Annotated in this window: 22 protein-coding genes; 13 read left to right on the forward strand and 9 right to left on the reverse strand. The window is 67.4% G+C overall.

All coding sequences use genetic code 11. The features are described 5' to 3' along the window. Nucleotide 1: 1 nt before the first annotated feature. From Q0Q48_RS05375 to Q0Q48_RS05385, 3 genes are read right to left on the reverse strand one after another with little or no spacing between them, the layout of a single operon-like run. The gene (locus Q0Q48_RS05375; protein WP_295135114.1) at nt 2-2,794 is read right to left on the reverse strand and encodes a DUF4159 domain-containing protein; all 2,793 of its coding nucleotides are present in this window, start codon (nt 2,792-2,794) and stop codon (nt 2-4) included. A 4-nt stretch (nt 2,795-2,798) separates the two neighbouring features. Continuing rightward, nucleotides 2,799-3,695, reverse strand: a complete 897-nt coding sequence (locus Q0Q48_RS05380; RefSeq protein ID WP_295135117.1) for a DUF58 domain-containing protein — start codon at nt 3,693-3,695, stop codon at nt 2,799-2,801. A gap of 33 nt (nt 3,696-3,728) precedes the next feature. Then, nucleotides 3,729-4,742 (reverse strand): MoxR family ATPase, encoded by a 1,014-nt coding sequence (locus tag Q0Q48_RS05385; protein ID WP_295135120.1) that lies wholly within the window; start codon nt 4,740-4,742, stop codon nt 3,729-3,731. A gap of 132 nt (nt 4,743-4,874) precedes the next feature. Between Q0Q48_RS05385 and Q0Q48_RS05390 the strand changes: the two genes are divergently transcribed. Genes Q0Q48_RS05390 through Q0Q48_RS05410 form a run of 5 tightly spaced genes read left to right on the forward strand, consistent with a single transcriptional unit; the run spans nt 4,875 to nt 8,464 of the window. Further along, nucleotides 4,875-5,435, forward strand: coding sequence for a CoA pyrophosphatase (locus Q0Q48_RS05390; RefSeq protein WP_295135123.1), 561 nt, complete (start codon nt 4,875-4,877; stop codon nt 5,433-5,435). A gap of 18 nt (nt 5,436-5,453) precedes the next feature. Continuing rightward, on the forward strand, nt 5,454-5,687 hold the full coding sequence (locus Q0Q48_RS05395; protein ID WP_295135126.1) for a hypothetical protein: 234 nt from the start codon (nt 5,454-5,456) through the stop codon (nt 5,685-5,687). Next, nucleotides 5,684-6,898: a CCA tRNA nucleotidyltransferase gene (locus Q0Q48_RS05400; RefSeq protein ID WP_295135129.1), complete on the forward strand. Its 1,215-nt coding sequence runs from the start codon at nt 5,684-5,686 to the stop codon at nt 6,896-6,898. The genes Q0Q48_RS05395 and Q0Q48_RS05400 overlap by 4 nt, the downstream gene beginning before the upstream one ends. After that, entirely contained in the window at nt 6,895-7,302 is a 408-nt protein-coding gene (locus Q0Q48_RS05405; protein ID WP_295135131.1) for a hypothetical protein, read from the forward strand. Before Q0Q48_RS05400 ends, Q0Q48_RS05405 begins: the two co-directional genes overlap by 4 nt. A 13-nt stretch (nt 7,303-7,315) precedes the next feature. Then, nucleotides 7,316-8,464, forward strand: a complete 1,149-nt coding sequence (locus tag Q0Q48_RS05410) for an AAA family ATPase (RefSeq protein ID WP_295135220.1) — start codon at nt 7,316-7,318, stop codon at nt 8,462-8,464. A 175-nt stretch (nt 8,465-8,639) separates the two neighbouring features. On the opposite strand, the gene hemF is transcribed toward Q0Q48_RS05410, so the two are convergent. Both hemF and Q0Q48_RS05420 read right to left on the reverse strand, forming a co-directional pair. After that, on the reverse strand, nt 8,640-9,566 hold the full coding sequence (gene hemF / locus Q0Q48_RS05415) for an oxygen-dependent coproporphyrinogen oxidase (RefSeq protein WP_295135134.1): 927 nt from the start codon (nt 9,564-9,566) through the stop codon (nt 8,640-8,642). Then, nucleotides 9,563-10,021, reverse strand: coding sequence for a tRNA (cytidine(34)-2'-O)-methyltransferase (locus Q0Q48_RS05420; RefSeq protein ID WP_295135137.1), 459 nt, complete (start codon nt 10,019-10,021; stop codon nt 9,563-9,565). Before Q0Q48_RS05420 ends, hemF begins: the two co-directional genes overlap by 4 nt. 159 nt (nt 10,022-10,180) lie before the next feature. Between Q0Q48_RS05420 and petA the strand changes: the two genes are divergently transcribed. Genes petA through Q0Q48_RS05435 form a run of 3 tightly spaced genes read left to right on the forward strand, consistent with a single transcriptional unit; the run spans nt 10,181 to nt 12,825 of the window. Next, nucleotides 10,181-10,747 carry a ubiquinol-cytochrome c reductase iron-sulfur subunit gene (gene petA, locus Q0Q48_RS05425; RefSeq protein ID WP_295135140.1) on the forward strand — a complete coding sequence of 189 codons (567 nt, stop codon included), beginning with the start codon at nt 10,181-10,183 and terminating at the stop codon, nt 10,745-10,747. 42 nt (nt 10,748-10,789) lie between these two features. After that, entirely contained in the window at nt 10,790-12,025 is a 1,236-nt protein-coding gene (locus Q0Q48_RS05430; protein ID WP_295135143.1) for a cytochrome b N-terminal domain-containing protein, read from the forward strand. 5 nt (nt 12,026-12,030) lie between these two features. Continuing rightward, nucleotides 12,031-12,825: a cytochrome c1 gene (locus Q0Q48_RS05435; protein ID WP_295135146.1), complete on the forward strand. Its 795-nt coding sequence runs from the start codon at nt 12,031-12,033 to the stop codon at nt 12,823-12,825. A gap of 476 nt (nt 12,826-13,301) precedes the next feature. Here Q0Q48_RS05435 and Q0Q48_RS05440 read toward each other — a convergent pair whose 3' ends face one another. From Q0Q48_RS05440 to Q0Q48_RS05450, 3 genes are all read right to left on the reverse strand, one after another. Beyond that, nucleotides 13,302-14,084 (reverse strand): aldolase/citrate lyase family protein, encoded by a 783-nt coding sequence (locus tag Q0Q48_RS05440; protein WP_295135149.1) that lies wholly within the window; start codon nt 14,082-14,084, stop codon nt 13,302-13,304. Continuing rightward, nucleotides 14,081-15,334, reverse strand: coding sequence for a CoA transferase (locus Q0Q48_RS05445; RefSeq protein WP_295135152.1), 1,254 nt, complete (start codon nt 15,332-15,334; stop codon nt 14,081-14,083). The genes Q0Q48_RS05440 and Q0Q48_RS05445 overlap by 4 nt, the downstream gene beginning before the upstream one ends. Before the next feature lie 115 nt (nt 15,335-15,449). Beyond that, nucleotides 15,450-16,121 (reverse strand): dienelactone hydrolase family protein, encoded by a 672-nt coding sequence (locus Q0Q48_RS05450; protein ID WP_295135155.1) that lies wholly within the window; start codon nt 16,119-16,121, stop codon nt 15,450-15,452. A 67-nt stretch (nt 16,122-16,188) separates the two neighbouring features. Here Q0Q48_RS05450 and Q0Q48_RS05455 point away from each other — a divergent pair, with 67 nt between their 5' ends. The 5 genes from Q0Q48_RS05455 (at nt 16,189) to Q0Q48_RS05475 (ending at nt 20,904) form a co-directional block, all read left to right on the forward strand. Next, entirely contained in the window at nt 16,189-16,809 is a 621-nt protein-coding gene (locus tag Q0Q48_RS05455; protein WP_295135158.1) for an FMN-binding negative transcriptional regulator, read from the forward strand. 143 nt (nt 16,810-16,952) lie between these two features. After that, complete coding sequence (locus Q0Q48_RS05460) at nt 16,953-17,879, forward strand: tripartite tricarboxylate transporter substrate binding protein (protein ID WP_295135223.1); 927 nt, start codon at nt 16,953-16,955, stop codon at nt 17,877-17,879. A gap of 43 nt (nt 17,880-17,922) precedes the next feature. Further along, entirely contained in the window at nt 17,923-18,903 is a 981-nt protein-coding gene (locus tag Q0Q48_RS05465) for a tripartite tricarboxylate transporter substrate binding protein (protein ID WP_295135161.1), read from the forward strand. 2 nt (nt 18,904-18,905) lie between these two features. Further along, nucleotides 18,906-19,391: a tripartite tricarboxylate transporter TctB family protein gene (locus tag Q0Q48_RS05470; RefSeq protein WP_295135164.1), complete on the forward strand. Its 486-nt coding sequence runs from the start codon at nt 18,906-18,908 to the stop codon at nt 19,389-19,391. Nucleotides 19,392-19,395: 4 nt separating this feature from the next. Next, nucleotides 19,396-20,904 (forward strand): tripartite tricarboxylate transporter permease, encoded by a 1,509-nt coding sequence (locus Q0Q48_RS05475; RefSeq protein WP_295135166.1) that lies wholly within the window; start codon nt 19,396-19,398, stop codon nt 20,902-20,904. Here the strand turns inward: Q0Q48_RS05475 and Q0Q48_RS05480 are convergent, their stop codons facing one another. Then, entirely contained in the window at nt 20,905-22,275 is a 1,371-nt protein-coding gene (locus tag Q0Q48_RS05480) for an esterase-like activity of phytase family protein (protein WP_295135169.1), read from the reverse strand. Between the last annotated feature and the right edge of the window lie 15 nt (nt 22,276-22,290).

Consider the following 22,290-nt stretch of genomic DNA (forward strand, 5'->3'; position numbering starts at 1 on the left):
TTCATCGCCTCAACCTCTGCATGATGTCCTGCAGGTGAACCTGGTCGTCCTTGTAGTTGCCGGTCAGCGCATACATCACGAGGTTGACGCCGAAACGATACGACATCTCGCGTTGCGTCTCGCCGCCCGGAGTCACGGGCAGCAGGCCGCGGCCGCGCTGGTCGGTGGCCCAGGCGCCGGCATAGTCGTTCGAGCCGATCAGGACGGTCGTCACGCCGTCATTGACGCGGCCGGTCCCCGACTCGATCCAGAGCTTTCCGCCCTGCCAGCGGCCGGGCATGTCGGACAGGAGATAGAAGGCCTTGCTGAGCACATGGTTCGGCGGCATGGCGACCAGCGGCGGCGTCTCGACACCCGCCAGCAGGCGCTTGAGGTCGGGATTGCCCCCGGCCGGCCGGTCGAAGCTCATCTGCTGGTCGCGCGTGTCGATGAAGATGATGCCGCCGGTCCGCAGGTAGCGATCGAGCGCGGCCTGCGCGCGCGGCGACAGGGCCGGCTGCGTCGAGGTCACGGGCCAGTAGATCAGCGGATAGAGGCGCGGCTCGTCGCGCTCGAGATCGAGGCCGACCGGATCGGCCGGCTCGACCGAGGTACGGTTGCGCAGGATTTCGCTGAGGCCCTCGAGGCCCGCCTTGCTGAGGTCGTCGACTTCCTTGTCGCCAGTGATGATGTAGGCGAGCCGGATGTCGAGCGAGCCCTTGAGCGCCTGCTCGTCGGTGAGCGGCGGTGGGCCGGGCCTGGCCGCCGGCTGTGTCGACGCAGCGCCGGGACGCTGGGCCGGCGCAGGCTGCTGCGCCCCGGCGTCGGGCGATCCCGTGAACACCAGCGCCGCGAGCAGCACGGCGGCGGGCGCAGCGCGTCCCAACCGGACCGCCTTCGGCAGCAGGCCGCGCAGCCACAGCGAGATCAGCAAATCGACGAGCAGAAGCACGAGGGCCGCCAGCAGGAACCACTTCGAGAGATCCGTCTCGCCGCCTTCGGAGAGCTTGTCGGTCGAGATGCCGCTCGGCAGCACCAGCGGCTTGGGCGCCGCGATGCGACCGCCGATATTGAAGGCCACCTGGGCGTTCTCGTCGCCATAGAGGCCCGGCGGCGAGGAAGGCTTTGGCTGGAAGGTTTCCGCGGCCTCGGCCGGCAGCATCTGGATGCCGGCAGGCGGCGCGCCGAGCCGGCCGAAGCCGTCGAGGGTGCGCCACGGCTTCAGCGTCTTGTTGACGCCGTCGCCGGCGACGCCGCGCGAGAGCGTGACCAGCCGCTGCAGCATGTTCACGAACAGGCCCGACAGGGACAGGTTGCTCCAGCCGGTGTTGGCGGTGGTGTGGATCAGCACGAGATAGCCCTGACCGCGCTTCTCGGCGGTGACCAGCGGCGTGCCGTCGGCGAGACGCGCCCAGGTCTTGTCGGCGAGGTCGGGTGTTGGCTCGGCCAGGACCTGCTGCGAGATGCGGACGTCCTTCGGGATCGGAATGCCGAGGAACGGGCTGTTGGCCGGGAACTCGGCGAGCGCACTGGGCTCGCCCCAGCTCATGATGCCGCCCAGCGCCCGATCGCCCAGGCGCAGCGGCGTCGGCACGAGAGTGTCGGCCCCCGCGGCGAGGTTGGGGCCGGCGAAGCGCACGGCGATGCCGCCGCGCTCGATCCATTTGGCGATCTCCTCGCGGTCGTTGGCCGACGGGGTGGAGCCGTCGGGGATCAGCAGCACGGCGGTGTTGCGCGTCAGCACCGATTCGCGGTCGCCGATGCTCAGGCTGACATAGGGATCGAGGGCGCGTTCGAGGAAGTAGATCTCCTGCAGCAGCGGCTGGTTGCCTGCCGTGGCGCGCTCGCCGAGGATCGCCACGGGACGGCGGCGATGACGCTCGTCGAGCAGGATCGCGCTGCCGGCGCCGCCCTGCGCCTCGATGTCGAGGCGGGCCATGCGGTTGCGCAGCTCGGGCGGCACCGAAAGCACGCCTTCGCCCTGCGTCGCGGTCGCGGCGAAGTCGACGTCCATGCGGGCCACGACGCGGCCCTGTTCGTCGGAGGCCTGAACCGCCGCTTTGCGCGGACCGTCGGCGACGGCCCGCAGGGCCCGCACCTTGAGGTCGCGGCCTTCGGCGGCCGGCGGCAGCAGGAGCAACGGCGTCGTCGCCTGGTCGGGCAACAGGACCTGCAACCCGTCGAAGCGGCGCAGACGCTCGGCGAGGCGTGTCGCGCCTTCATCCTCGAGGCCGTCGCTCAGCCACACCGCATAGGCGCCGGGATCGATCTGCATCTGGTCGATGGCGGTCGCTACCGCCGCGCGATCGGTCGGCCAGGGCTTGGGGCGGAAGGCGCGCAGCAACGTGCGCGCCTCGTCGGGCCGCATGGCGCCGCGCCGGACGGCGGGCGCATCGAGCGGGGCGGGAGCGGTGCCGACGAGGACCACCGGGCGGTTGGCGCGCTCGGCACGCTGGATCAGCCGCTCGGCATGGGCGGTGCGTGTCGCCCAGCCCGGTGCGCTCGACCAGCCATCGTCCATCACCAGCAGCAGTGGACCGCGGCCCGGCAGCTCGGCCTGCGGGTTCAGCAGCGGGCGCGCGACGGCCAGGATCAGCGCCGTCGCCAGCAGCAGGCGCAGCAGCAGCAGCCACCACGGCATCTTCATCGGTGTCTGCTCGGCGGGCTCCAGCCCGACCAGCAGCCGGATCGCCGGGAAGCGCACGAGCTTGGGCAGCGGCGGGATCAGCCGCAGCAGGAAATAGATCGCCGGCAGGGCCACCAGCAGGGCCAGCATGCCGGGGGCAGCGAAGGCGAATGCGCCGAGACTGAGCATGCCGTCAGGCCAGGTTCAGCCGACCCATGTCGGCCATGGCGAGATAAAGCGACATCAGCACGGTCTGCGGCGACCGGTCGGTGCGGTGCAGATGGACGGTCCAGTTGGCCGGGCGCGCGAGGCGCTGCAGCCCTTCCTTCTGGGCGGCAAGGCGCGCGCCATAGGCCGAGCGCACGGCTTCGACCCGGCGGATCGTGTGCTGGCCCTCGGCTTCGAGGCCTTCGAACTTCACATGGCCGTCGAACGGCAGCTCTTCCTCGGCGGGATCGAGGATCTGCACGAGATGGCCGCGTACGCCGACGCTGGCGTAGTAGCGGATGATCTCCTCGATCTTTTCCAGCGGATCGAGCCAGTCGGACACGAGAACGACCGTGCCATGAGCCGGCAGTGGCACCATCGGCGGCAGGCTGGCGGGTGTCCGCGACGTGTCGCGGCTCTCGTCGAGCAGGGTCTCGGCGACGCGACGCACGGCGACGCGGCCGGATGTCGGGCGCATGCCGCCGCCGAGGACGGAGACGCGCTCGCCGGCATCGGCCAGCAGGCTCGCAACGGCCAGCGTGATCAGCTCGGCGCGCACGGCCTTGGTGTCGATGTTCTTGAGCGAGGCGTAATGCATCGAGGGGGAGGCGTCGCGCCACAGCCAGATGCTGGCGGCGGCTTCCCATTCGGTCTCGCGCACGAACAGGTGACGGCTGCGCGCGCTCTGGCGCCAGTCGATCTGGGTCGCGCTGTCGCCATCGCGAAACGGCCGGTACTGCCAGAAGGCATCGCCCTGGCCGACGCGGCGGCGGCCGTGCACGCCCTGGATGACGGTCGCGGCCACGCGATCGGCCGCCACCATCAGGGCAGGCAGCGTGCCGGCAAGTTCCAGGGACCTATGAAGGGTTGAAGGCGAAGCCATTAATTCCCGCAGTGCAATGCCCAGGCCAGAAGATTACCCGAGGCGGGCACACATCTGGGCGATGACGGACTCGACGGTTACGCCTTCGGCGCGGGCGGAGAAATTGACGGCCATGCGATGGCGCAGGATCGGACCCGCGAGCGCCACGACATCGTCGACCGATGGGGCGAGGCGGCCCTGGATGATGGCGCGGGCGCGGCAGGCCAGCATGAAGGCCTGGCTGGCGCGCGGGCCGGGACCCCAGGCGACCCTCTGGCGCACGACGTCGAGATCGGTGTGCTCGGGGCGCCCGGCGCGCACCAGCTTCAGGATGGCATCGACCACGCTCTCGCCGATCGGCAGGCGGCGCACCAGGGCCTGGGCGGCGATCAGGTCGCCCGGGGAAAGGGCCTGCGTGGCGACGGCCTGCTCGGCGCCGGTGGTGCCGATCATGATCTGGCGCTCGGCCGCTTCATCGGGATAGCCGACATCGACCTGCAGCAGGAAACGGTCGAGCTGCGCTTCTGGCAGCGGATAGGTGCCTTCCTGTTCCAGCGGGTTCTGCGTCGCCAGCACGTGGAAGGGCGTCGGCAGGTCATAGCGCTTGCCGGCCACGGTCACGTGCCGTTCCTGCATCGACTGCAGCAGCGCGGACTGGGTGCGCGGACTGGCGCGGTTGATTTCGTCGGCCATCAACAGCTGGGCGAAGACCGGACCCTGCAGGAAGCGGAAGGTGCGGCGGCCGCTGTCGCTCTCCTCGAGCACCTCCGAGCCCAGGATGTCGGCCGGCATCAGGTCGGGCGTGAACTGGATACGCTTGGCTTCCATGCCGAGCACGACGCCCAGCGTATCGACCAGCTTGGTCTTGGCGAGGCCCGGAACGCCGATCAGGAGAAGATGGCCGCCCGACAGGAGGGCAACCAGTGTTTGATCGATCACGTCCTGCTGGCCATAAATGACCTTGCCGATGGAGGCACGGGCGGCACGAAGCTGTCCGCCCAGCCTCTCGATGTCGGCGAGGGCAGCCTGGGCGTCGGCGTCGGTTGCAGTCGATGTATCGGGGGCCACCAGGGCGCTCCTGTCGTCGAGGGAATATGATTGAGGGAAGCCCAGAAATGAGGCCGGAACAAGGGCATGACGGTTGACGAAATTGTGCGGAGGGTGGCCGAGCGCAGCAGGCGTTTGGCATCCGGATTGCCCGTGGCGTCGCCGCCGATCGGCAGCGACTTCTCACTGAACGGTGTCGGGGCGATGCCCGAAGTGTGGCGTCCCGCGTCCGTGCTCATGCCATTGATCAAACGCGAGACGGGAATCACGGTCCTGCTGACCCAGCGGACCGAGGATATGCCCAGTCACGCCGGTCAGATCGCCTTTCCCGGCGGTCGCCGGCAGGCCGAGGACATCGACGCGACGGCGACGGCGCTGCGCGAGACCGAGGAAGAGGTCGGCCTGACACGCGACTTCATCGACGTCGTGGGGTCGCTCGACCTCTACCGGACGGGCACGGGCTACCAGATCACCCCGATCCTGGGCATCGTCACACCCGGCTTCACGACGCGTGCAGATCCGCGCGAGGTCGCCGACGTCTTCGAAGTGCCGCTCGACCATTTTCTCGACGAACGCAATCACCGCATCGACAGCAGGGTCTGGCAGGGACGTGAGCGGCGCTACTACGCCATGCCCTATGGCGAGCGCTACATCTGGGGCGCAACGGCGGGTATGCTGAAGAACCTCCACTTCATCCTGACCACCAGCGCCTGACGCTGGCCGGGAGTTTTCATGCGCGCCGTCCTCCTGATCCTGGTCTTCGTGATGGTGCCGTTCTGCGCCTTCTTCCTCTGGGCCTGGGCGGTGAAGATCAAGGAGGAGCGCAAGGTCGCCGGCACGTTGCCATCGTGGCAGGACATGCCGATGACCTGGCTCGGCATTGCGGGCTTCGCCTGCGCCATCGTGGGCTTCATCGTCATGTTCTTCACCCAGGATCAGGGCTACGGCGGCCTGTTCGCGCCATGAAGCCCGTCGGTCGCCTGGAGGTGCCGCCCTGGTCGGACGATGCGGCGATCGGGACGTTGTTCGATGCGCTCGGTCGTGCGGGCATCTCGGCGCGCTTCGTTGGCGGCTGGGTGCGCGATACGGTGCTTGGCCTGCGCTTGCAAAGCAAGGATGCGGACCTCGCCGTCGACAAGTCGCCCGAGACCGTGATGCTGGCGCTCAAGTCGGCCCGGATCAAAGCGGTGCCGACGGGCCTGAAGCACGGCACGGTCACGGCGGTCATCGACGGTCGGCCCCTGGAGCTCACGACCCTGCGCCGCGACGTCGAGACCGACGGCCGGCACGCGGTCGTGGCCTTCACCGACGACTGGCTGGAGGATGCGAGCCGGCGCGATTTCACCTTCAATGCGCTCTATGCCGACCTCGACGGCACGCTCTACGATCCGTTCGACGGCCGCGCCGATCTCGCCGAGGCGCGCGTGCGCTTCATTGGCGATCCCGACCAGCGCATCGCCGAGGACCGGCTGCGCATCCTGCGCTTCTTCCGCTTCCATGCCTGGTACGGGCGGCCGCCCTTCGATCCGGCGGGCTTCGAGGCCTGCCGCCGCAATGCCGGCAGCCTGCGCGGCCTCTCAGGCGAGAGGGTGCGCAAGGAACTGCTGCGTCTGCTCCAGGCGCCGGCTCCCGCCGATACGATCGCCGCGATGCGCGAAGCCGCCATCCTCGATCACTGGCTGCCCGAATGCGACGGCACGGCGCGGCTGCGGGCGCTGATCGCGCGCGAGGACAGGCCCGATCCGGTCCGTCGCCTGGCATCGATCCTGCCGGCCGATGCGGACGCCACGGTGATCGGCAAGCGGCTGAGGCTGTCGACGCAGGAAGCCCTGCGGCTCGAGGTCATGCTGGCGGCCGAACCGGTCATCGACGTGGCCGGCGGTCCGAAGGCGTGGCGTGAACAGATCTATGCGCTGGGTGGCAACCTCTACGCCGATCGCCTGCTGCTCGCGACCGAAGCGCCGGGCGACTGGCGGGCCGCGCTCGCCATGGCGCGTGACTGGACGCCGCCGGAACTGCCGGTGGGCGGCGGCGATGCGCTGAAGCTCGGGCTGAAGCCCGGTCCCGCGGTCGGCGCCTTGATCGAGGCGGTGGAGCGCTGGTGGATCGACGGCGACTTCGCGGCGGATCGTGCGGCCTGTCTCGCCGAACTGGAAAAGCGGGTCCGCGCCGCGTGATCCGGCCGGGACTCGTCTTCGCGCTGTGGTGCGCGATTGCCGCCGTCGTCGTGATGAACGACCTGGTGGGCGACACCTGGATCGCCGCCACCCTCTCGGTGCGCGCGGTCGAATGGTACAAGACGCTGGTGCCGATTCCCTACGTCGTGATGGTGGCGATCATCCACGCACGGCGCACCACGGGCAGCCAGTGGTTCGAGGCGGCCCTGCTGGCGGCGCTGCTGTGGCCGACCTCGACGATGCTGGCGGGCTTCACCTATGCCCGCGTGACCTACGAGGAAGGCGCCGAAGCCTTCTTCGATCGTCTCGGCTTCTGGTGGGGCGCACCCTATCCGCTGCTGGTGCTCGTGCTGTTCGCGGCGCCGCTGCTGGCGGGCTGGGCGCTGGCGAAGCGGCGGTCGTGAGCCCACGGTGAGCATCGTTTCCCGGCTCTGCATCTCGGGCTATCGCTCCCTGCGCGACGTCAGGCTCGAGGTCGAGCCGCTCACCGTCGTCACGGGGGCCAATGGCAGCGGCAAGTCGAGCCTCTACCGCGCCCTGCGGCTGCTGGCCGATGTCGCGCAGGGGCGGATCATCCAGTCACTGGCAATGGAAGGCGGCATCTCGTCGGTGTTGTGGGCCGGCCCCGAGCAGTTCTCGCGCGGCATGAAGCGCGGCGAGCAGGCGGTGCAGGGCACGGTGCGCAAGGCGCCGGTCAGCCTGAAGCTCGGGTTCTCCTCGGACTCCTACGGCTACGCGATCGATCTCGGCCTGCCGATCCCCGGCGGGCTGTTCGGCCGCGATCCGGTGATCAAGACCGAGTCGCTGTGGACCGGGCTGGTCCTGCAGCGTGCCAACGCCTTCGCCGAAAGGCTCGGTCCTTCGGTGACGCTGCGCGACCGCAGCGGCCAGCGGAGGCAGGCCCATACGCATCTTCAGCCGTTCGACAGCATGCTGACGCACTGCGCCAATCCCGAGGATGGTGCGGAACTCCTGTCGTTGCGCGAGCAGCTGCGCGACTGGCGCTTCTACGATCACTTCCGCACCGACAGCGAGGCGCCCGCCCGCCGCCGCCAGGTCGGCACGCGCACCCCCGTGCTGGCGGGCGACGGTGCCGATCTCGCCGCCGCCATCGCCACCATCCAGGAGATCGGCATCGAGGGTCAGCTCGAGGCCGCCGTCGCCGACGCCTTCCCCGGCGGCTCGGTCGACGTCGCGGTGAGCGACGGTTACTTCGAAGTCGAGATGCTGCAGCACGGGCTGCTGCGGCCGTTGAAGGCTACGGAACTGTCGGACGGGACGTTGCGATACCTGTTGCTGGTGGCCGCACTGCTGTCACCGCGGCCGCCGTCGCTCATGATCCTCAATGAGCCCGAAACCAGCCTCCACCCCGACCTGCTGGCGCCGCTTGCCAGGCTGATCGCCGATGCGGCCACGCGATCGCAGATCATCGTGGTCTCCCACGCCGAACGCCTCGTCGCCGCGCTCACCAAGGCCGGCGGGCGACGGATCACCCTGGCGAAGCAACTGGGCGAGACGATCGCCCAGGACGAAGATCGGCCGATCTGGAACTGGCCAAATCGATAATTCCCGTCGTCTCGACCGGAGCATCGAAGGTGCGGAGTGGAGAGACGACGGAATTACTTTGCCAGCCTGTTGGATGGGTTTTCCAAAAGGACTGGCGGGCCTGATTCGTCAGGGGGTGCGACTCTCGTTTCGAATGTTTCGTTTGCTTGCCTAGATGCGCGCTCCGTGCAGTCCGTCAGGGCCAGCGCACCTCGGGCGGCAACGACATCAGTATAGCCTCGACGTTGCCGCCGGTCATCAGCCCGAACCGGGTGCCGCGGTCGTGCAGCAGGTTGAATTCGACGTAGCGGCCGCGGCGCGTGAGCTGGTGGGCACGCTCGGCTTCGGTCCAGGGCTCGTTCATGTGGCGCCGCACCAGCTTCGGATAGATGTCGAGGAAGGTCTCGCCGACGGCCCGCGTGAAGGCGAAGTCGCGCCCATGGTCGCCGCTGTCGAGATAGTCGTAGAAGATGCCGCCGATGCCGCGCGGCTCGCCGCGATGGGGCAGGAAGAAGTACTCGTCGCACCATTCCTTGAAGTTCGGGTGGTAGGCCGGATCGTGGGCGTCGCAGGTGGTGCGGAAGGCGGCATGGAAGTCGCGCGTGTCGGGCTCGTGCCGTACCATCGGCGTCAGGTCGGCGCCGCCGCCGAACCAGCTGCGCGTGGTCACGATGTAGCGCGTGTTCATGTGCACCGCCGGCACCTTGGGCGACTGCATGTGCGCCACCAGCGAGATGCCGGAGGCGAAGAAGCGCGGGTCCTGCGCGGCGCCGGGAATCTGGCTGCGGAACTCGGGGCTGAACTCGCCGAACACGGTCGAGATGTTGACGCCGACCTTCTCGAACACCCGGCCGCGCATCAGCGACATGGTCCCGCCGCCGCGATCCTCGCCGTTCGGGCCTTTCTCGCGCTCCCAGTCCTTGCGCTCGAAGCGGCCCGGTGCGCGGTCGCGGTGGGTGCCCGCCAGTTCGTCCTCGATCCGCTCGAACTCGGCGCAGATCCGGTCGCGCAGGCCGGCGAACCAGGAAGCGGCCTCTTCCTTGCGGCGGGCAAGGCTCGCCTCGTCGGGCAGGGGCGAGGGGCCGTTGGGACCGGTGGCGGTGCGGGTGGGCTTGGCGTTCATGCGAGCTTTTCGAATCCCGAGGTCTGGCGAAGGGCCTCGCTCAATACCATCGCGGCCGCCAGGGCGACATTGAGTGACCTTGCCCCAGCCTGCAGCGGAATCCGGACCCGGAGGCCGGCCGCCGCGTGGATCTCCTCCGGCACCCCCGCGCTTTCCCGGCCTAGCAGGAGGATGTCGTCGGGCTGGAACGTCGCGTCCGGCAGCCGTTCGGCCCCGGTCGTGGTCAGCAGAACCAGGCGTCCCGGCGGCCGATCCCGGCAGAACGCCGCCCATGAGGCGTGCCGGACGAGGGTGGCCAGGTCGTAATAATCCATGGCCGCCCGGCGGATCCGCTTGTCGTCCACCGGGAAGCCACAGGGCTCGATGACGTCCAGCGGAATGCCCAAACCGGCGGAAAGGCGGATGAAAGCCCCTAGATTTTGAGGGATATCAGGCTCAAAAAGGGCCAGACGCATGAACTTGACCTCTCCCGTCCGCGACGCGGAACGCTCCTTCTGCGGCACGCGGTCACACAATGCCGCGCATCGGCCCTGCGACCAACAGAGCCTTGAAACAAAAGGGGCTTTCCCGGCTATATACCGCCCTTCTCCTCGGGGGGACGGAAGAGAGTAATCATGGCTGCTTCAAGCACACCGGTACACGGGCACGGCGAACCGACTCGGCGCGACTTCCTGATGGTCGCGACGGGGGCTCTTGGCGCCGTCGGCGCGGCGGCCGTCGCGTGGCCCTTCATCAACAATCTCAATCCCGCCGCGGATACGCTGGCCCTGTCGACCATCGAGGTGAACGTCACGCCGATCGCGGTCGGCCAGGCGGTCACCGTGAAGTGGCGCGGCAAGCCGGTGTTCATCCGCCACCGCACCGAGGCCGAGATCAAGGAAGCCGAGGCTGTGCCGATGTCACAGCTGCCCGATCCGCAGACCGACAATGCGCGTGTCACCGACACCGCCAAGAAGGTACGGCCGGAATGGCTGATCATGATCGGCGTCTGCACCCATCTGGGTTGCGTGCCGCTCGGCAACAAGCCGGGCGACCCGAAGGGCGAGTTCGGCGGCTGGTTCTGCCCCTGCCACGGCTCGAGCTACGATACGTCGGGCCGCATCCGCAAAGGACCGGCGCCGAAGAATCTCGTGATCCCGGACTACCTGTTCACTTCCGACTCGCTCGTTCGCATCGGCTGATCGACCCAGGTCGTCCGCCTCAGATCTCGCTGGAGTTCCAGAATGGCCTCGTCACACGGCACGCCGCCGGTCTTCAATAACAAGGTGATCGCCTGGATCGATTACCGCCTGCCGATCTTCTCGTACATCGAGAAGGAATATCACACGTTCCCGACGCCTCGGAATTTCAACTACTTCTGGAACTTCGGCGCGATCGCCACGGTGATGCTGGTCCTCATGATCGCCACCGGCATCGTGCTCGCGACCAACTACACGCCGCACGTGCTGATGGCCTTCGACTCGGTCGAGCGCATCGACCGCGACGTGCCGCAGGGCTGGCTGATCCGCGACCTGCACATGAACGGCGCCTCGTTCTTCTTCATCGCCGTCTACATCCACATCTTCCGCGGCATGTACTACGGCTCCTACAAGGCGCCGCGCGAACTGCTGTGGATCCTGGGCGTGGTCATCTTCCTGCTGATGATGGCGACGGCGTTCATGGGCTACGTGCTGCCGTGGGGCCAGATGAGCTTCTGGGGCGCCACCGTCATCACCAACCTGTTCTCGGCGCTTCCGGTGGTCGGCGAATCGATCGTCACCTGGCTGTGGGGCGGCTTCGCCGTCGACAACCCGACGCTCAACCGCTTCTTCGCCCTGCACTACCTGCTGCCGTTCGTCATCGTGGCGGTCGTGGCGCTGCACGTCGTCGCGCTGCACATCCACGGCTCGAACAACCCGACCGGCATCGATCCGAAGGGCCCGCAGGACACCGTTCCCTTCCATCCGTACTACACGATGAAGGACGGTTTCGGCGTCATCTGCTTCCTGATCGTCTACGCCGTGTTCGTCTTCTTCGCGCCCGACTACATGGGTCATCCGGACAACTACATCCCGGCCAACCCGCTGGTCACGCCGGCCCACATCGTGCCGGAATGGTACTTCCTGCCGTTCTACGCGATCCTGCGCGCCATCCCCGACAAGCTCGGCGGCGTGCTGGCGATGTTCGGCGCCATCGCGGTGCTGTTCATCCTGCCGTGGCTCGACACCTCGCGTGTCCGGTCCTGCACGTTCCGGCCGATCTACAAGTGGTTCATGATGTTCCTGGTGGTCGACGTGATCGTCCTGGGCATCTGCGGTTCCAAGCCGCCGGAAGGCTTCTGGGTGCCGCTGTCGCAGCTCGCGACGCTGTACTACTTCGCCCACTTCCTCGTCCTGCTGCCGATCCTGGGCAAGATCGAACGGCCGTTGCCATTGCCTGCCAGCATCGCCGACTCGGTGCTCAAGAAGAAGGCGGTCTAAGAGCCATGCGCAAGCCTTTCGCCCGCAATCTCCTGGTCTCCGGCGCCATCGCGCTCGCGGCCCTCGCCACCGGCACCGTCGCCATCGCGGCCGGCGGCGAGCATCCGCCGCACAAGCACTGGCACTTCCAGGGACCGTTCGGCACGTTCGATCGCGCCGCCGCCCAGCGTGGCTTCCAAGTTTATCAGGAAGTCTGCGCCGCCTGCCATTCGCTGTCGCTGATGTCCTATCGCAACCTGACCGAACTCGGCCTGACCGAGAACCAGGTGAAGGGCCTGATCAAGGACATCTCCGTCTCCGATCTCAACGACGACGGCGCGCCGGTCGACCGGCCCGCCCGCCCGTCCGACCGCTTCAAGAAGCCGTTCCCGAACGAGGCCGCCGCGGCCGCCGCCAACAACGGCAAGGCGCCGCCCGACCTCAGCGTCATCGTCAAGGCCCGCGAGTTCGGTCCCGACTACATCTACGGCATCCTCACGGGCTACGTGCCGTACGACAAGCTGACGCCGGAGCAGATCAAGGAGTTCGACGTCAAGAAGGACGACAACTTCAACAAGTACTTCCCGGGCCACAAGATCGCCATGGCGCCGCCGCTCAGCGACGACAAGGTGACCTTCGCCGACGGCACCAAGGCCACGCTCGACCAGGAAGCCTCCGACGTCGTCGAGTTTCTGGCCTGGGCGTCCGAGCCGCACATGGAAGACCGCAAGCGCACCGGCGTGCGGGTCATCCTGTTCCTCCTGGCGCTGGCCGGCCTGATGTACGCCGTGAAGCGCACGGTCTGGGCCGACAAGCACTGACGCAAAAGCGTTAGAGCCACTTCCTCCCCATTCAAATGGGGAGGCGGTGACGTAATCGCCGACGGAGGGGTCATGGCGTTGCGAAGCCCATGACCCCATCGCCCCGTATGACGGGGCACTTCCCCATATGAATGGGGAAGCAATGGGGGGCGACCGGCCCGATCTAGGTCGGAAAGACCCCCTGCCTTCCGGCGCTAGATCAGTCGCCCATCCAAACACCAACCTCATGCTGAGGAGCGCTCCGCAGGAGCGCGTCTCGAAGCATGGGCACGAGCACCGCGTCTGTTGCCCATCCTTCGAGACGCGCCGCTTCGCGGCGCTCCTCAGGATGAGGGGGAATGGGTCAAGCCGAGACGGAAAGACTCTATCGCTTGAGACGCCGTTCGATCGCGTCGTATCGCTGGATCAGACGGCGGGCGCGATCGATCACCGGGATGTCGATCATCTTGCCATCCACCGAGAACGAGCCGCGGCCCTCAGCCGCGGCTTTTTCGTCGGCCGCGATCAGCTTCCGCGCATAGGCGACGTCGTCCGCCGTCGGCGTGAAGGCGCTCGTTGAGCGCGGCGACCAGGCCGGGATGGATGCAGGTGCCGCCGGAGAAGCCGAAGCGCCGCGCCCGCTCGGCGCTCTTCCTGTAGGCAGCGGGGTCGGAATAGTCGGCGACGGTTCCCAGGATGCCGAACGCCGACACCCCATGCGCCTGGGCCGCGAAGGCCACCATGCGCTTGGGCAGTTCCAGCGTCTCGTCCCCGGGCACCGAGCCGGTCTCCAGCGCGAAATCCTCACCGCCGAGCATCATGGCGATGACGCGGGGGCCGCGCTCGGCGATGTCGTTCAGTTCGGTGAGGGCGCGGGGATGCTCGATCATGGCGGCGAAGCCCACGCTTCCCACCGGCATGCCGCGCTCCCGCTCGAACTCCGTCACCACCTCGTCGAGCAGGCGCAGATGCTGCACGCCCTCGGTCTTGGTGACGAACAGCGCAGAGAGGCCAGGCCGCACCGCCGCCTCGATGTCGGGGATCGCCAGGCGCAGTGGCCGGTTGATGCGCACGGCGACGTCGGCGCCGCCGCGCGCCACCTTCTTCATGGTCTCCGGCAGCATCGCGCGGGCGTCCGGCTTCTGCGCCGGCTGCACGCTGTCCTCCAGGTCGACCAGAACGCAGTCGGCGCCCCGCTCGTGGGCCTTGTCGATGAACTTCGGGACGTTGCCGGGAACGTAGAGGATCGAGCGCCAGACGGGCGGAACAGGTCGGTTCACTTCTTCTTCTTTCCCGGGTTCGTGCCGTCGGAGATCGCGCCCGACGCGCACAGCTTGTCGTACTCCGCCGCGCCCAGCATCGGCTTCAGCAGGGCCTCGTTGTGCTCGCCGACCCGGGGCGCCGCGCTCTTCAGCGCGCCCGGTGTGCCGGACATGCGCGGCACGACCGGATGGGTCGGGATTTCGCCCATGTCCGCGTCGTCGATCTCGATCAGCGATTCGCGTTCCAGCACATAGTCGTCCTGTACGATCTGCGAGATGTCGTAGACCGGGCCGATGGTGACGCCGGCCTCGTCGAAATAGCGCAGGTTCTCGTCGAGATCGCGCGCGCCGATGAACTCGCCGATGATGCGGTCGAGCTCGACCCCGTTGCGTACGCGCTCGATGTTGGTCGAGAAGCGCGGATCCTCCATCAGCTCCGGCCGGCCGATCTTGGCGAGCACGCGCATCGCCATGCCCTGCGTCGAGGCCGAGAGGCAGACCCAGCTTCCGTCCTTCGTCTGGTAGACGTTGCGGGGCGCCGCATTGGTCGAGCGGCTGCCGGTGCGCACCTTCACCTCGCCGGTCAGCCTGTGGTTGGCCGCCTGCGGACCCAGCATCGAGAACAGCGGATCGAACAGCGGCAGGTCGAGCACCTGGCCGTTGCCGCCGTTCATCTCGACCTCGCGCAACGCCACCATCACGGCACCGTAGCCGTTCAGGGCGGCCATGCAGTCGGCGAGGTACATGGGCGGCAGCACCGGCTCGCGGTCGGCGAAACCGTTCATCGAGGCGAAGCCGCTATAGCCCTCGATCAGCGTGCCGAAGCCCGGCTTGTGGCGATAGCGTCCGTCCTGGCCCCAGCCGGAAATGCGCACGATCACCAGCTTCGGATTGATCGCGTGCAGCTCGGCGGGCGACAGGCCCATGTCTTCCATGACGCCCGGCCGGAAGCTCTCGACCAGGATGGCGGCGGTCTTCGCCAGCTCGCGCACGATGGTGCGGCCGGCATCGGAGCGCAGGTCGAGCGCCACGCTCTTCTTGTTGCGGCTGTAAACCTTCCAGGCGGTCTCGACGCCCTTGACGCGCCACGAACGCAACGTGTCGCCCTCGGGCGGCTCGATCTTGATGACCTCGGCCCCGAAGTCCGCAAGCTGCAGGGTCAGCACGTTGCCGGCCACCAGTCGCGACAGGTCGACGACGCGGACCCCGTTCAGGGGGCCGCGCGCGTCGGGGGTGAATGATTTCTTGGAGGGACGTTTGGCGGGCATTTCTCGGTAACGAAAATCCTGTCATCCCGAGCGCAGCGAGGGACCCTTGGCGATGCCCTGAAAGGTCCCTCGCTGGCGCTCGGGATGACAATGGTGGCGGGAACGGCCTCGTGCGTCAGCCGACGTGCTTGGCCATGAATTCGAGCGTGCGCTCCATCGCCTTCTTCGAGGCGGCGGCGTCCCAGCTGCCACGCTCGTCGCAATGGAACCCGTGATCGGCCGGATAGTCGAAGATCTCGACGGTGGGATGCAGCGCGCGCAGCTCGTTCACATGCGCCATCGGGATATGCATGTCCTTGTCGCCGAAATGCATCTGGGTCGGCACGGTCGGCTTCTCGTTCCTGGCGCCATGGATGCCGCCGCCGTAGTAGGCGGACACCGCATCCGGCTTGAGCCGGGTCGCGGCCAGCCAGCTGATCGTGCCGCCCCAGCAATAGCCGGTCACGCCGACCTTCTTCACGCCGCGCTTCTTCAGCTCGTCCATCGCCGCCTGGACGTCCTGCACGGCCTTGTCGGTGAAGCCCGGCGTCATGACGTAGCCGCGGCCCTCGGCGATCGTGTCCGGCGTATAGCCGAGCTCGATGCCGGGCTTGATGTGGTCGAAGAAGCACGGCGCCAGGGCGAGGTAGCCCTCGGCTGCGAACTTGTCGGTCACGCCGCGGATGTGGTGGTTGACGCCGAAAATCTCCTGGATGACCACGATGCCGCCCTTCGGCGTGCCGGCCGGGGTGGCGAGGTAAGCGCCGATCTCGCCGGCGGCAGACTTAAGACGGATATCTTCGCCCATGAATAATCCTCCCTGTGTGAACGGTATTGGACCATGGTAAGCCCGCGCCGTTCAAGGAATCTGCACCATGTATCTTCCGAAGCATTTCGCAGGCGATGAAACCGTCGGCCGCGAGGTCATGCAGGCCCATAGCTGGGCGTTGCTCATGACGACCGACGAGGCCGGCGCGCCCTTCGCCACCCACCTGTCGCTGCTCTGGCAGGACGACGGCAGCGAACACGGTTCGCTGATCGGCCATATCGCGCGCGCCAATCCGCACTGGAAGCTGTTCGAGCGGCCGGCGGAGTCGCTGGCCCTGTTCTGGGGACCGCATGCCTATGTCTCGCCGACCTGGTACACGCCGGGCCCCAAGGTGCCGACCTGGAACTACGTCACCGTGCATGCCTACGGCCGCCCGCAGATCGTCGAGGACACTGAGGGCGCGCTCGACGTGCTCGCGAAGCTCGCGGCCGCCTATGAAGGGACGGATGCGTCGTCCTGGGGACTGGATCGCCTGCCGCCGGGTAATGCCGAGGCCCAGACCCGAGGCATCGTCGCCTTGCGCATGCCGATCGCGCGCCTGCAGACCAAGATCAAGCTGAGCCAAAACCGCGACGTCGAGGACCGGCAGCGCGTGATCGAAAAACTCGAAGAAAGCGACAACCAGGACGCGCAGTCGACGGCACGATGGATGAGGCGCATGCTGTGATGACGCAGCCGATGCAATTGCTTTACATCGACTGAACCATCGGCCAATTTCCTCGCCAATCAAAGGGAGGAAACAAGATGACGATCCGTCGTCGTGGTCTCGTGAAGCGTGGTCTGGGAACCGTGATCGCTGCCGGCGTCGGCATGCCGCTGTACCTGCCGGCGGCCCGCGCCCAGACCTATCCCAGCAAGCCGATCACCTTCATCGTCCCGTGGCCCGCCGGCGGATCGAGCGACATCACGCTGCGCGCCATGTGCGAGCGGGCCGGCAAGGTGCTGGGCCAGCCCTTCCAGATCGACAACAAGGGCGGCGCCTCCGGCACGCTGGGGCCGGCCACGATGGCCGCCACCGCGCGGCCCGACGGCTACACGCTGTCCCAGCTGCCGATCTCCGTGTTCCGTCTGCCGGTGATGCAGAAGACGGCGTTCGATCCGTTGAAGGACTTTACCTACGTCTCGCATCTCAGCGGCTACACGTTCGGCGTCACGACGGCGGCCGACCAGCCCTACAAGACCTTCAAGGACGTGATCGAATACGCCAAGGCCAATCCCGGCAAGGTGACCTATGGCACGCCGGGCGCCGGCACCTCGCTGCACATCGGCATGGAGCGCATCGCCGCCCAGGCCGGAATCAAGTGGACGCAGGTGCCGTTCAAGGGCGGTGCGGAAACCAACGCCGCCGTACTCGGCAAGCACACGACCCTGCAGGCCGACTCCACGGGCTGGAAGCCGCTGGTCGACGCAGGCCAGCTCCGCCTGCTCTGCGTGTGGACCGAGAAGCGCACCAAGAACTGGCCCGACGTGCCGACGCTGAAGGATCTGGGCTTCGACATGGTGTTCGACTCGCCGTTCGGCATGGGCGGACCGAAGGGCATGGACCCGGCGGTGGTGAAGAAGCTCGATGAGGCGTTCAAGGTCGCGCTCGAGGACAAGGACGTCATCGCGACCCTGGAGAAGTACGACATGTCGCCGCGCTACATGCCGGCCGCCGCCTACGACAAGTTCGCCCGCCAGCTCTACGCCGAGGAGAAGGCGGCGCTGGAGAAGCTCGGCCTCGCCGCCAAGAGCTAATACGCCCGGGACAACCGTGGCCGGACTGAAGAGGGAGGAGTTCATGCGTCGTCGTTCGTTCATCGCGGCGTCGGGGGCGGTTGCGTCCGCCGCTCTTGCGCCCGCGATCGGGTATGCCCAGGGGGCCAAGGATTTTCCCAACAAGCCGATCACGCTGATCATGCCGTGGCCGGCCGGCAGCGGCGTCGACGTCTGGCATCGCGCCCTGGGCGACGCCGCGGCCAAGATCCTCGGCCAGCCGGTGGTGATCGACAACCGCACCGGCGGCTCGGGAACCAGCGGCCCCGCCAGCATGGCCGCGACCGCCAAGCCGGATGGCTACACGATCGCGCAGATGCCGGTGACGATCTTCCGTCTGCCGCACATGCAGAAGACGCCGTACGATCCGATGAAGGATTTCACCTGGATCCTCCACACCTCGGCCTACACGTTCGGCGTGGTCGTGCGGGCGGACTCGCAATTCAAGACCTTCCAGGACGTCATCGCCTTCGCCAAGGCCAACCCGGGCAAGTTCACCTATGCGACACCGGGCGCCGGCAGCTCGCTGCACGTCGGCATGGAGCAGATCGCCCACAAGGCCGGCGTGAAGTTCACCCATGTGCCCTTCAAGGGCGGGCCCGAGGGCTGGGCGGCGCTGGAAGGCGGCCATGTCATGGCCGACGCCGACGCAACCGGCTGGGCGCCACTGGTCGATGCCGGCAAGTTCCGCCTGCTCTGCATCTGGACGCAGGAGCGCAGCCCGCGCTGGCCCGACGCGCCGACCTTGAAGGAGCTGGGCTACAATCTCACGCTCGACTCGCCGTTCGGGCTCGCCGGTCCGAAGGGCATGGATCCGGCCGTGGTGCAGAAGCTGCACGACGCCTTCAAGGCCGCGCTCGACGATCCCAAGGTGGTCGAACTGATGGCCAAGTACGACTATCCCAAGCGCTACATGAACACGGCGGACTACGCCCGGTTCGCCAAGCAGCAATATGACGAGCAGCGCGAGGTCGTGGACCAGCTCGGGCTCGCCAAGAAGAGCTGAGCATGCTGCGTCGCGCTGAATTCTGGGGAGGCCTTTTCTGGCTGGGTGTCGGCGTGTTCGTCACCTGGCAGGGCTGGCTGCTCGAACTGGGCACCCTGCATGAGCCGGGCTCGGGCTTCGTCTTCTTCTGGCTCGGTCTCTTCATGTCGGCCCTGTCGCTGTCGATCACCGTCGCCGGCGCGCGGGGCGAGGGGCCGCTGCTGGCGGATCTCTGGCGCGGGGCGCGGTGGCGCAACGTCGTGATGGTGATCGTCGCGCTGATCGTCTTTGGCATCCTGTTCCAGAAGCTGGGCTTCGTGCTCTGCAGCCTGGCGCTGCTGCTCTTCCTGATGACCTTCGTCGATCCGGTCGAGCCCAAGCTCTCGATTCCGATCTCCTTGGCCGCATCGGTCGGCGTCTGGTACGTGCTGGAAAAGGTCCTGCTGGTGCAGCTCCCCAAGGGAAGCTGGCTCGAAGACGTTCCCTATCTCTCCTGGCTGGCAGGCTGACGCGATGGACGTGCTTTCCGGTCTCTACCAGGGATTCGCGGTCGCCTTCGACCCGGTCAATCTCCTCTACTGCTTCATCGGCGTGTTCATCGGCACGCTGGTCGGCGTGCTGCCGGGCATCGGACCGATCTCGGCCATGTCGCTCCTGCTGCCGGTCACGCTCTCCGGCTCGCCCGAGTCGGGCATCATCATGATGGCCGGCATCTACTACGGCTCGATGTATGGCGGCTCGACCACCGCGGTGCTGGTGAACATCCCGGGCGAGGCCGCTTCGGTCGTCACCTGCATCGACGGGCACGAGATGGCCAAGCGCGGCCGGGCCGGCCCGGCGCTCGGCATCTCCGCGCTGGGATCGTTCGTCGCCGGCACCTTCGCGATCGTCGCCCTGATGCTGGTGGCGCCGATGCTGGCCCAGGTCGCCGTGGCCTTCGGCCCGCCGGAATATTTCAGCCTGATGGTCCTTGGCCTCACCATCCTGTCGTTCCTCACGCAGGGCTCGATGGCCAAGGCGCTGTTGATGGCGGCGGTCGGCGTCGTGGTCGGCCTGATCGGCCTCGATCAGATCACCGCCATGCCGCGCCTCACCTTCGACCGTCTCGAACTGGTCGACGGAATCGGCCTGGTGCCGGTCGTGATGGGCCTGTTCGGCGTGGCCGAGATCCTGGCGAACATCGAGCAGCAGATCCGCCGCGACATCGTGCAATCGCGGATCGGCAGCCTGTGGCCCTCGCGCGAGGACCTGAAGGCGAGCGCCGGCCCGGTCGGCCGCGGCACGCTGCTCGGCTTCCTGCTGGGCGTGCTGCCGGGCGGCGGCGCGGTGATCGCCTCCTTCGCGTCCTATGCCATGGAGAAGAAGCTGTCGCGCACGCCCGAGCGCTTCGGCAAGGGCGCGATCGAGGGCGTCGCGGGACCCGAGGCCGCCAACAATGCGGCGGCGGGCGGCGCCTTCATCCCGCTGATGACGCTCGGCATCCCGCCCAACGTCATCATGGCGCTGCTGCTGGGGGCCTTCGTCATCCACGGGCTGCAGCCCGGACCACTGATGATGAGCCAGAACCCCAAGGTCTTCTGGGGCATCGTCGCCAGCATGTATGTCGGCAACATCATGCTGCTGGTGCTGAACATGCCGTTGATCGGCATGTGGGTTCAGGTCCTGAAGGCGCCTTACAGGATCCTGTTCCCGCTGATCCTAATGTTCTGCATCGTCGGCGTCTTCGCCTCGGGCAACGCCGTGTTCGACGTGTTCGTCATGATCGGCACCGGCCTGCTGGGCTATCTCATGCGCAAGTTCGGCTACGAGGCGGCGCCGCTGGTGCTGGCCTTCGTGCTCGGGCCGATGCTCGAGAACAACCTGCGCAAGTCGCTGATCCTGAGCCAGGGATCGTTCGAGATCTTCGTCGTGCGGCCGATCTCCGTCGCCTGCCTCGCGATCGCGGTCTTCCTGTTGATCGCGCCGCTCCTTCCCGCGCTCCGCAAGAAGCGCGAGAAGGTGGCGCTCGACGTGACCGAGTAGCTACTTCGCCTTCAGGAGGTCGGTGACCTTCAGGAGGATCAGCTCGTTGTCGTCGGACTTGCCCAGCGCGCGGCCCGACGAGAAGGGCAGGTTGTTGTCGTTGCCGACGATGATGTGGTCGGCGTCGACCAGGTCGACATTCTCGATGGTGAAGAACGGGAAGGTGAACTTGCCGTCCTTGGCCCCCGCGCGGGCGACCTTGTTCGGATCCTGGATGTCCATCAGGTCGATGTAGCCCACCTTCTTCACGAAGCCGTCGACGTCGGCCTGGCCGAGGTCGATCTTGTAGATGCGCTTGAACTTCGCCGGCGCGTTGAAGCAGTCGGCCTTCACCGCGCCGTCCTTGCACGCCTGGGCGGCGTCGCCCTCGGTGTCGTCGCGCTCGATGATCAGGCCGGTGCTGGCGTCGATCAGGTTGAAGTCGCCGATGGCGTTGGCCGGCGCCTCGAGCGTGTACTTGAAGCTCCTGCCCGTGTACTCGCCCTTGGCCACATCGAACTCGAGGATGCGCAGGAAGCGCTTGCCGTCCTTGGCCTCGGGTTCGCCGGACGCGGTCAGCAGCGGGCCTTCGAGCAGCGGATAGAGGAACTTGCCGTCGGGCGATGCCGCCATGCCTTCGAAGCCCTTGCTGCGCCGGACCTCGAACTTCACCGGGCCGGGCGCGCCCGGCATCGTCATCGCGGGATGGTCCGGCGAGCGCACGACCTTGCCGTCGACCTTGGTCTCGAAGATCTGCAGGACCTTGCCGCTCTTGTCGGTCTTGATCAGGTAGGGGCCGAACTCCTCGCCGAAGTACAGGAAATCGCCGATCGGCTGCACCGACTCGAGATCGAAGTCGCCGCCGGTCAGGTAGCGCCTGGGCGTGTTCTCGTTGACGATGCGGAACGGCACCTTGCGGTCGGGATCGCTGAGGAAGGTGGTCGAGACGCGCTCGACGGCGCCGCTCTTCCAGTCGGGCTTCACCACATGGAACATCAGCATCGAGTCGGGCGAGTTCGCCTTCGAGCCGAAGCCGTTGTCGGTCAACGTGAGGAAGGTGCCGTCCTTCAGGTTCTTGATGCCGGACAGGCCCTGCACGGCCTGGCCCTTCAGCGGCAGGCTGAGGCCGGTGGGGCGCGGGGCGGCCTTGTCGGAGAGGGCGGAGAAAGCCTGCACGCTCTCGGGCGTGTCGACCCGCTGGCCGGCCGGGCCGGCGTAGCGACCGGAGATCTGCAGCTCCTGCGGCGCATCGGCCGGGGCGGGGACGAGGGTCATGGCCGGCAGGATGGCGTGCCCTTCGAGGGTGGCAGGATACCGGGTCTGGGCCGAGGCCGGGAAGGCCGCGAGCAGGAGCGCGGTCGCGGAGGCCGCAAGCAGCAGATGTGTTTTCATGTCTGTCTCTTCATG

This window comes from uncultured Reyranella sp. (assembly GCF_945957355.1).
In the GTDB taxonomy this organism is placed as follows: Bacteria; Pseudomonadota; Alphaproteobacteria; order Reyranellales; family Reyranellaceae; genus Reyranella.

What these genes read in the sequence shown, in the direction of transcription:
- Q0Q48_RS05460 (WP_295135223.1), top strand. Translation starts at nt 16,953, where the DNA reads ATGCCGCTGTACCTGCCGGCGGCCCGCGCCCAGACCTATCCCAGCAAG.
- Q0Q48_RS05420 (WP_295135137.1), bottom strand. Translation starts at nt 10,021, where the DNA reads ATGCGTCTGGCCCTTTTTGAGCCTGATATCCCTCAAAATCTAGGGGCT.
- Q0Q48_RS05375 (WP_295135114.1), bottom strand. Translation starts at nt 2,794, where the DNA reads ATGCTCAGTCTCGGCGCATTCGCCTTCGCTGCCCCCGGCATGCTGGCC.
- Q0Q48_RS05480 (WP_295135169.1), bottom strand. Translation starts at nt 22,275, where the DNA reads ATGAAAACACATCTGCTGCTTGCGGCCTCCGCGACCGCGCTCCTGCTC.
- Q0Q48_RS05475 (WP_295135166.1), top strand. Translation starts at nt 19,396, where the DNA reads ATGGACGTGCTTTCCGGTCTCTACCAGGGATTCGCGGTCGCCTTCGAC.
- Q0Q48_RS05380 (WP_295135117.1), bottom strand. Translation starts at nt 3,695, where the DNA reads ATGGCTTCGCCTTCAACCCTTCATAGGTCCCTGGAACTTGCCGGCACG.
- Q0Q48_RS05395 (WP_295135126.1), top strand. Translation starts at nt 5,454, where the DNA reads ATGCGCGCCGTCCTCCTGATCCTGGTCTTCGTGATGGTGCCGTTCTGC.
- Q0Q48_RS05445 (WP_295135152.1), bottom strand. Translation starts at nt 15,334, where the DNA reads ATGCCCGCCAAACGTCCCTCCAAGAAATCATTCACCCCCGACGCGCGC.
- Q0Q48_RS05465 (WP_295135161.1), top strand. Translation starts at nt 17,923, where the DNA reads ATGCGTCGTCGTTCGTTCATCGCGGCGTCGGGGGCGGTTGCGTCCGCC.
- Q0Q48_RS05470 (WP_295135164.1), top strand. Translation starts at nt 18,906, where the DNA reads ATGCTGCGTCGCGCTGAATTCTGGGGAGGCCTTTTCTGGCTGGGTGTC.
- Q0Q48_RS05455 (WP_295135158.1), top strand. Translation starts at nt 16,189, where the DNA reads ATGTATCTTCCGAAGCATTTCGCAGGCGATGAAACCGTCGGCCGCGAG.
- petA (WP_295135140.1), top strand. Translation starts at nt 10,181, where the DNA reads ATGGCTGCTTCAAGCACACCGGTACACGGGCACGGCGAACCGACTCGG.
- Q0Q48_RS05450 (WP_295135155.1), bottom strand. Translation starts at nt 16,121, where the DNA reads ATGGGCGAAGATATCCGTCTTAAGTCTGCCGCCGGCGAGATCGGCGCT.
- hemF (WP_295135134.1), bottom strand. Translation starts at nt 9,566, where the DNA reads ATGAACGCCAAGCCCACCCGCACCGCCACCGGTCCCAACGGCCCCTCG.
- Q0Q48_RS05430 (WP_295135143.1), top strand. Translation starts at nt 10,790, where the DNA reads ATGGCCTCGTCACACGGCACGCCGCCGGTCTTCAATAACAAGGTGATC.
- Q0Q48_RS05400 (WP_295135129.1), top strand. Translation starts at nt 5,684, where the DNA reads ATGAAGCCCGTCGGTCGCCTGGAGGTGCCGCCCTGGTCGGACGATGCG.
- Q0Q48_RS05435 (WP_295135146.1), top strand. Translation starts at nt 12,031, where the DNA reads ATGCGCAAGCCTTTCGCCCGCAATCTCCTGGTCTCCGGCGCCATCGCG.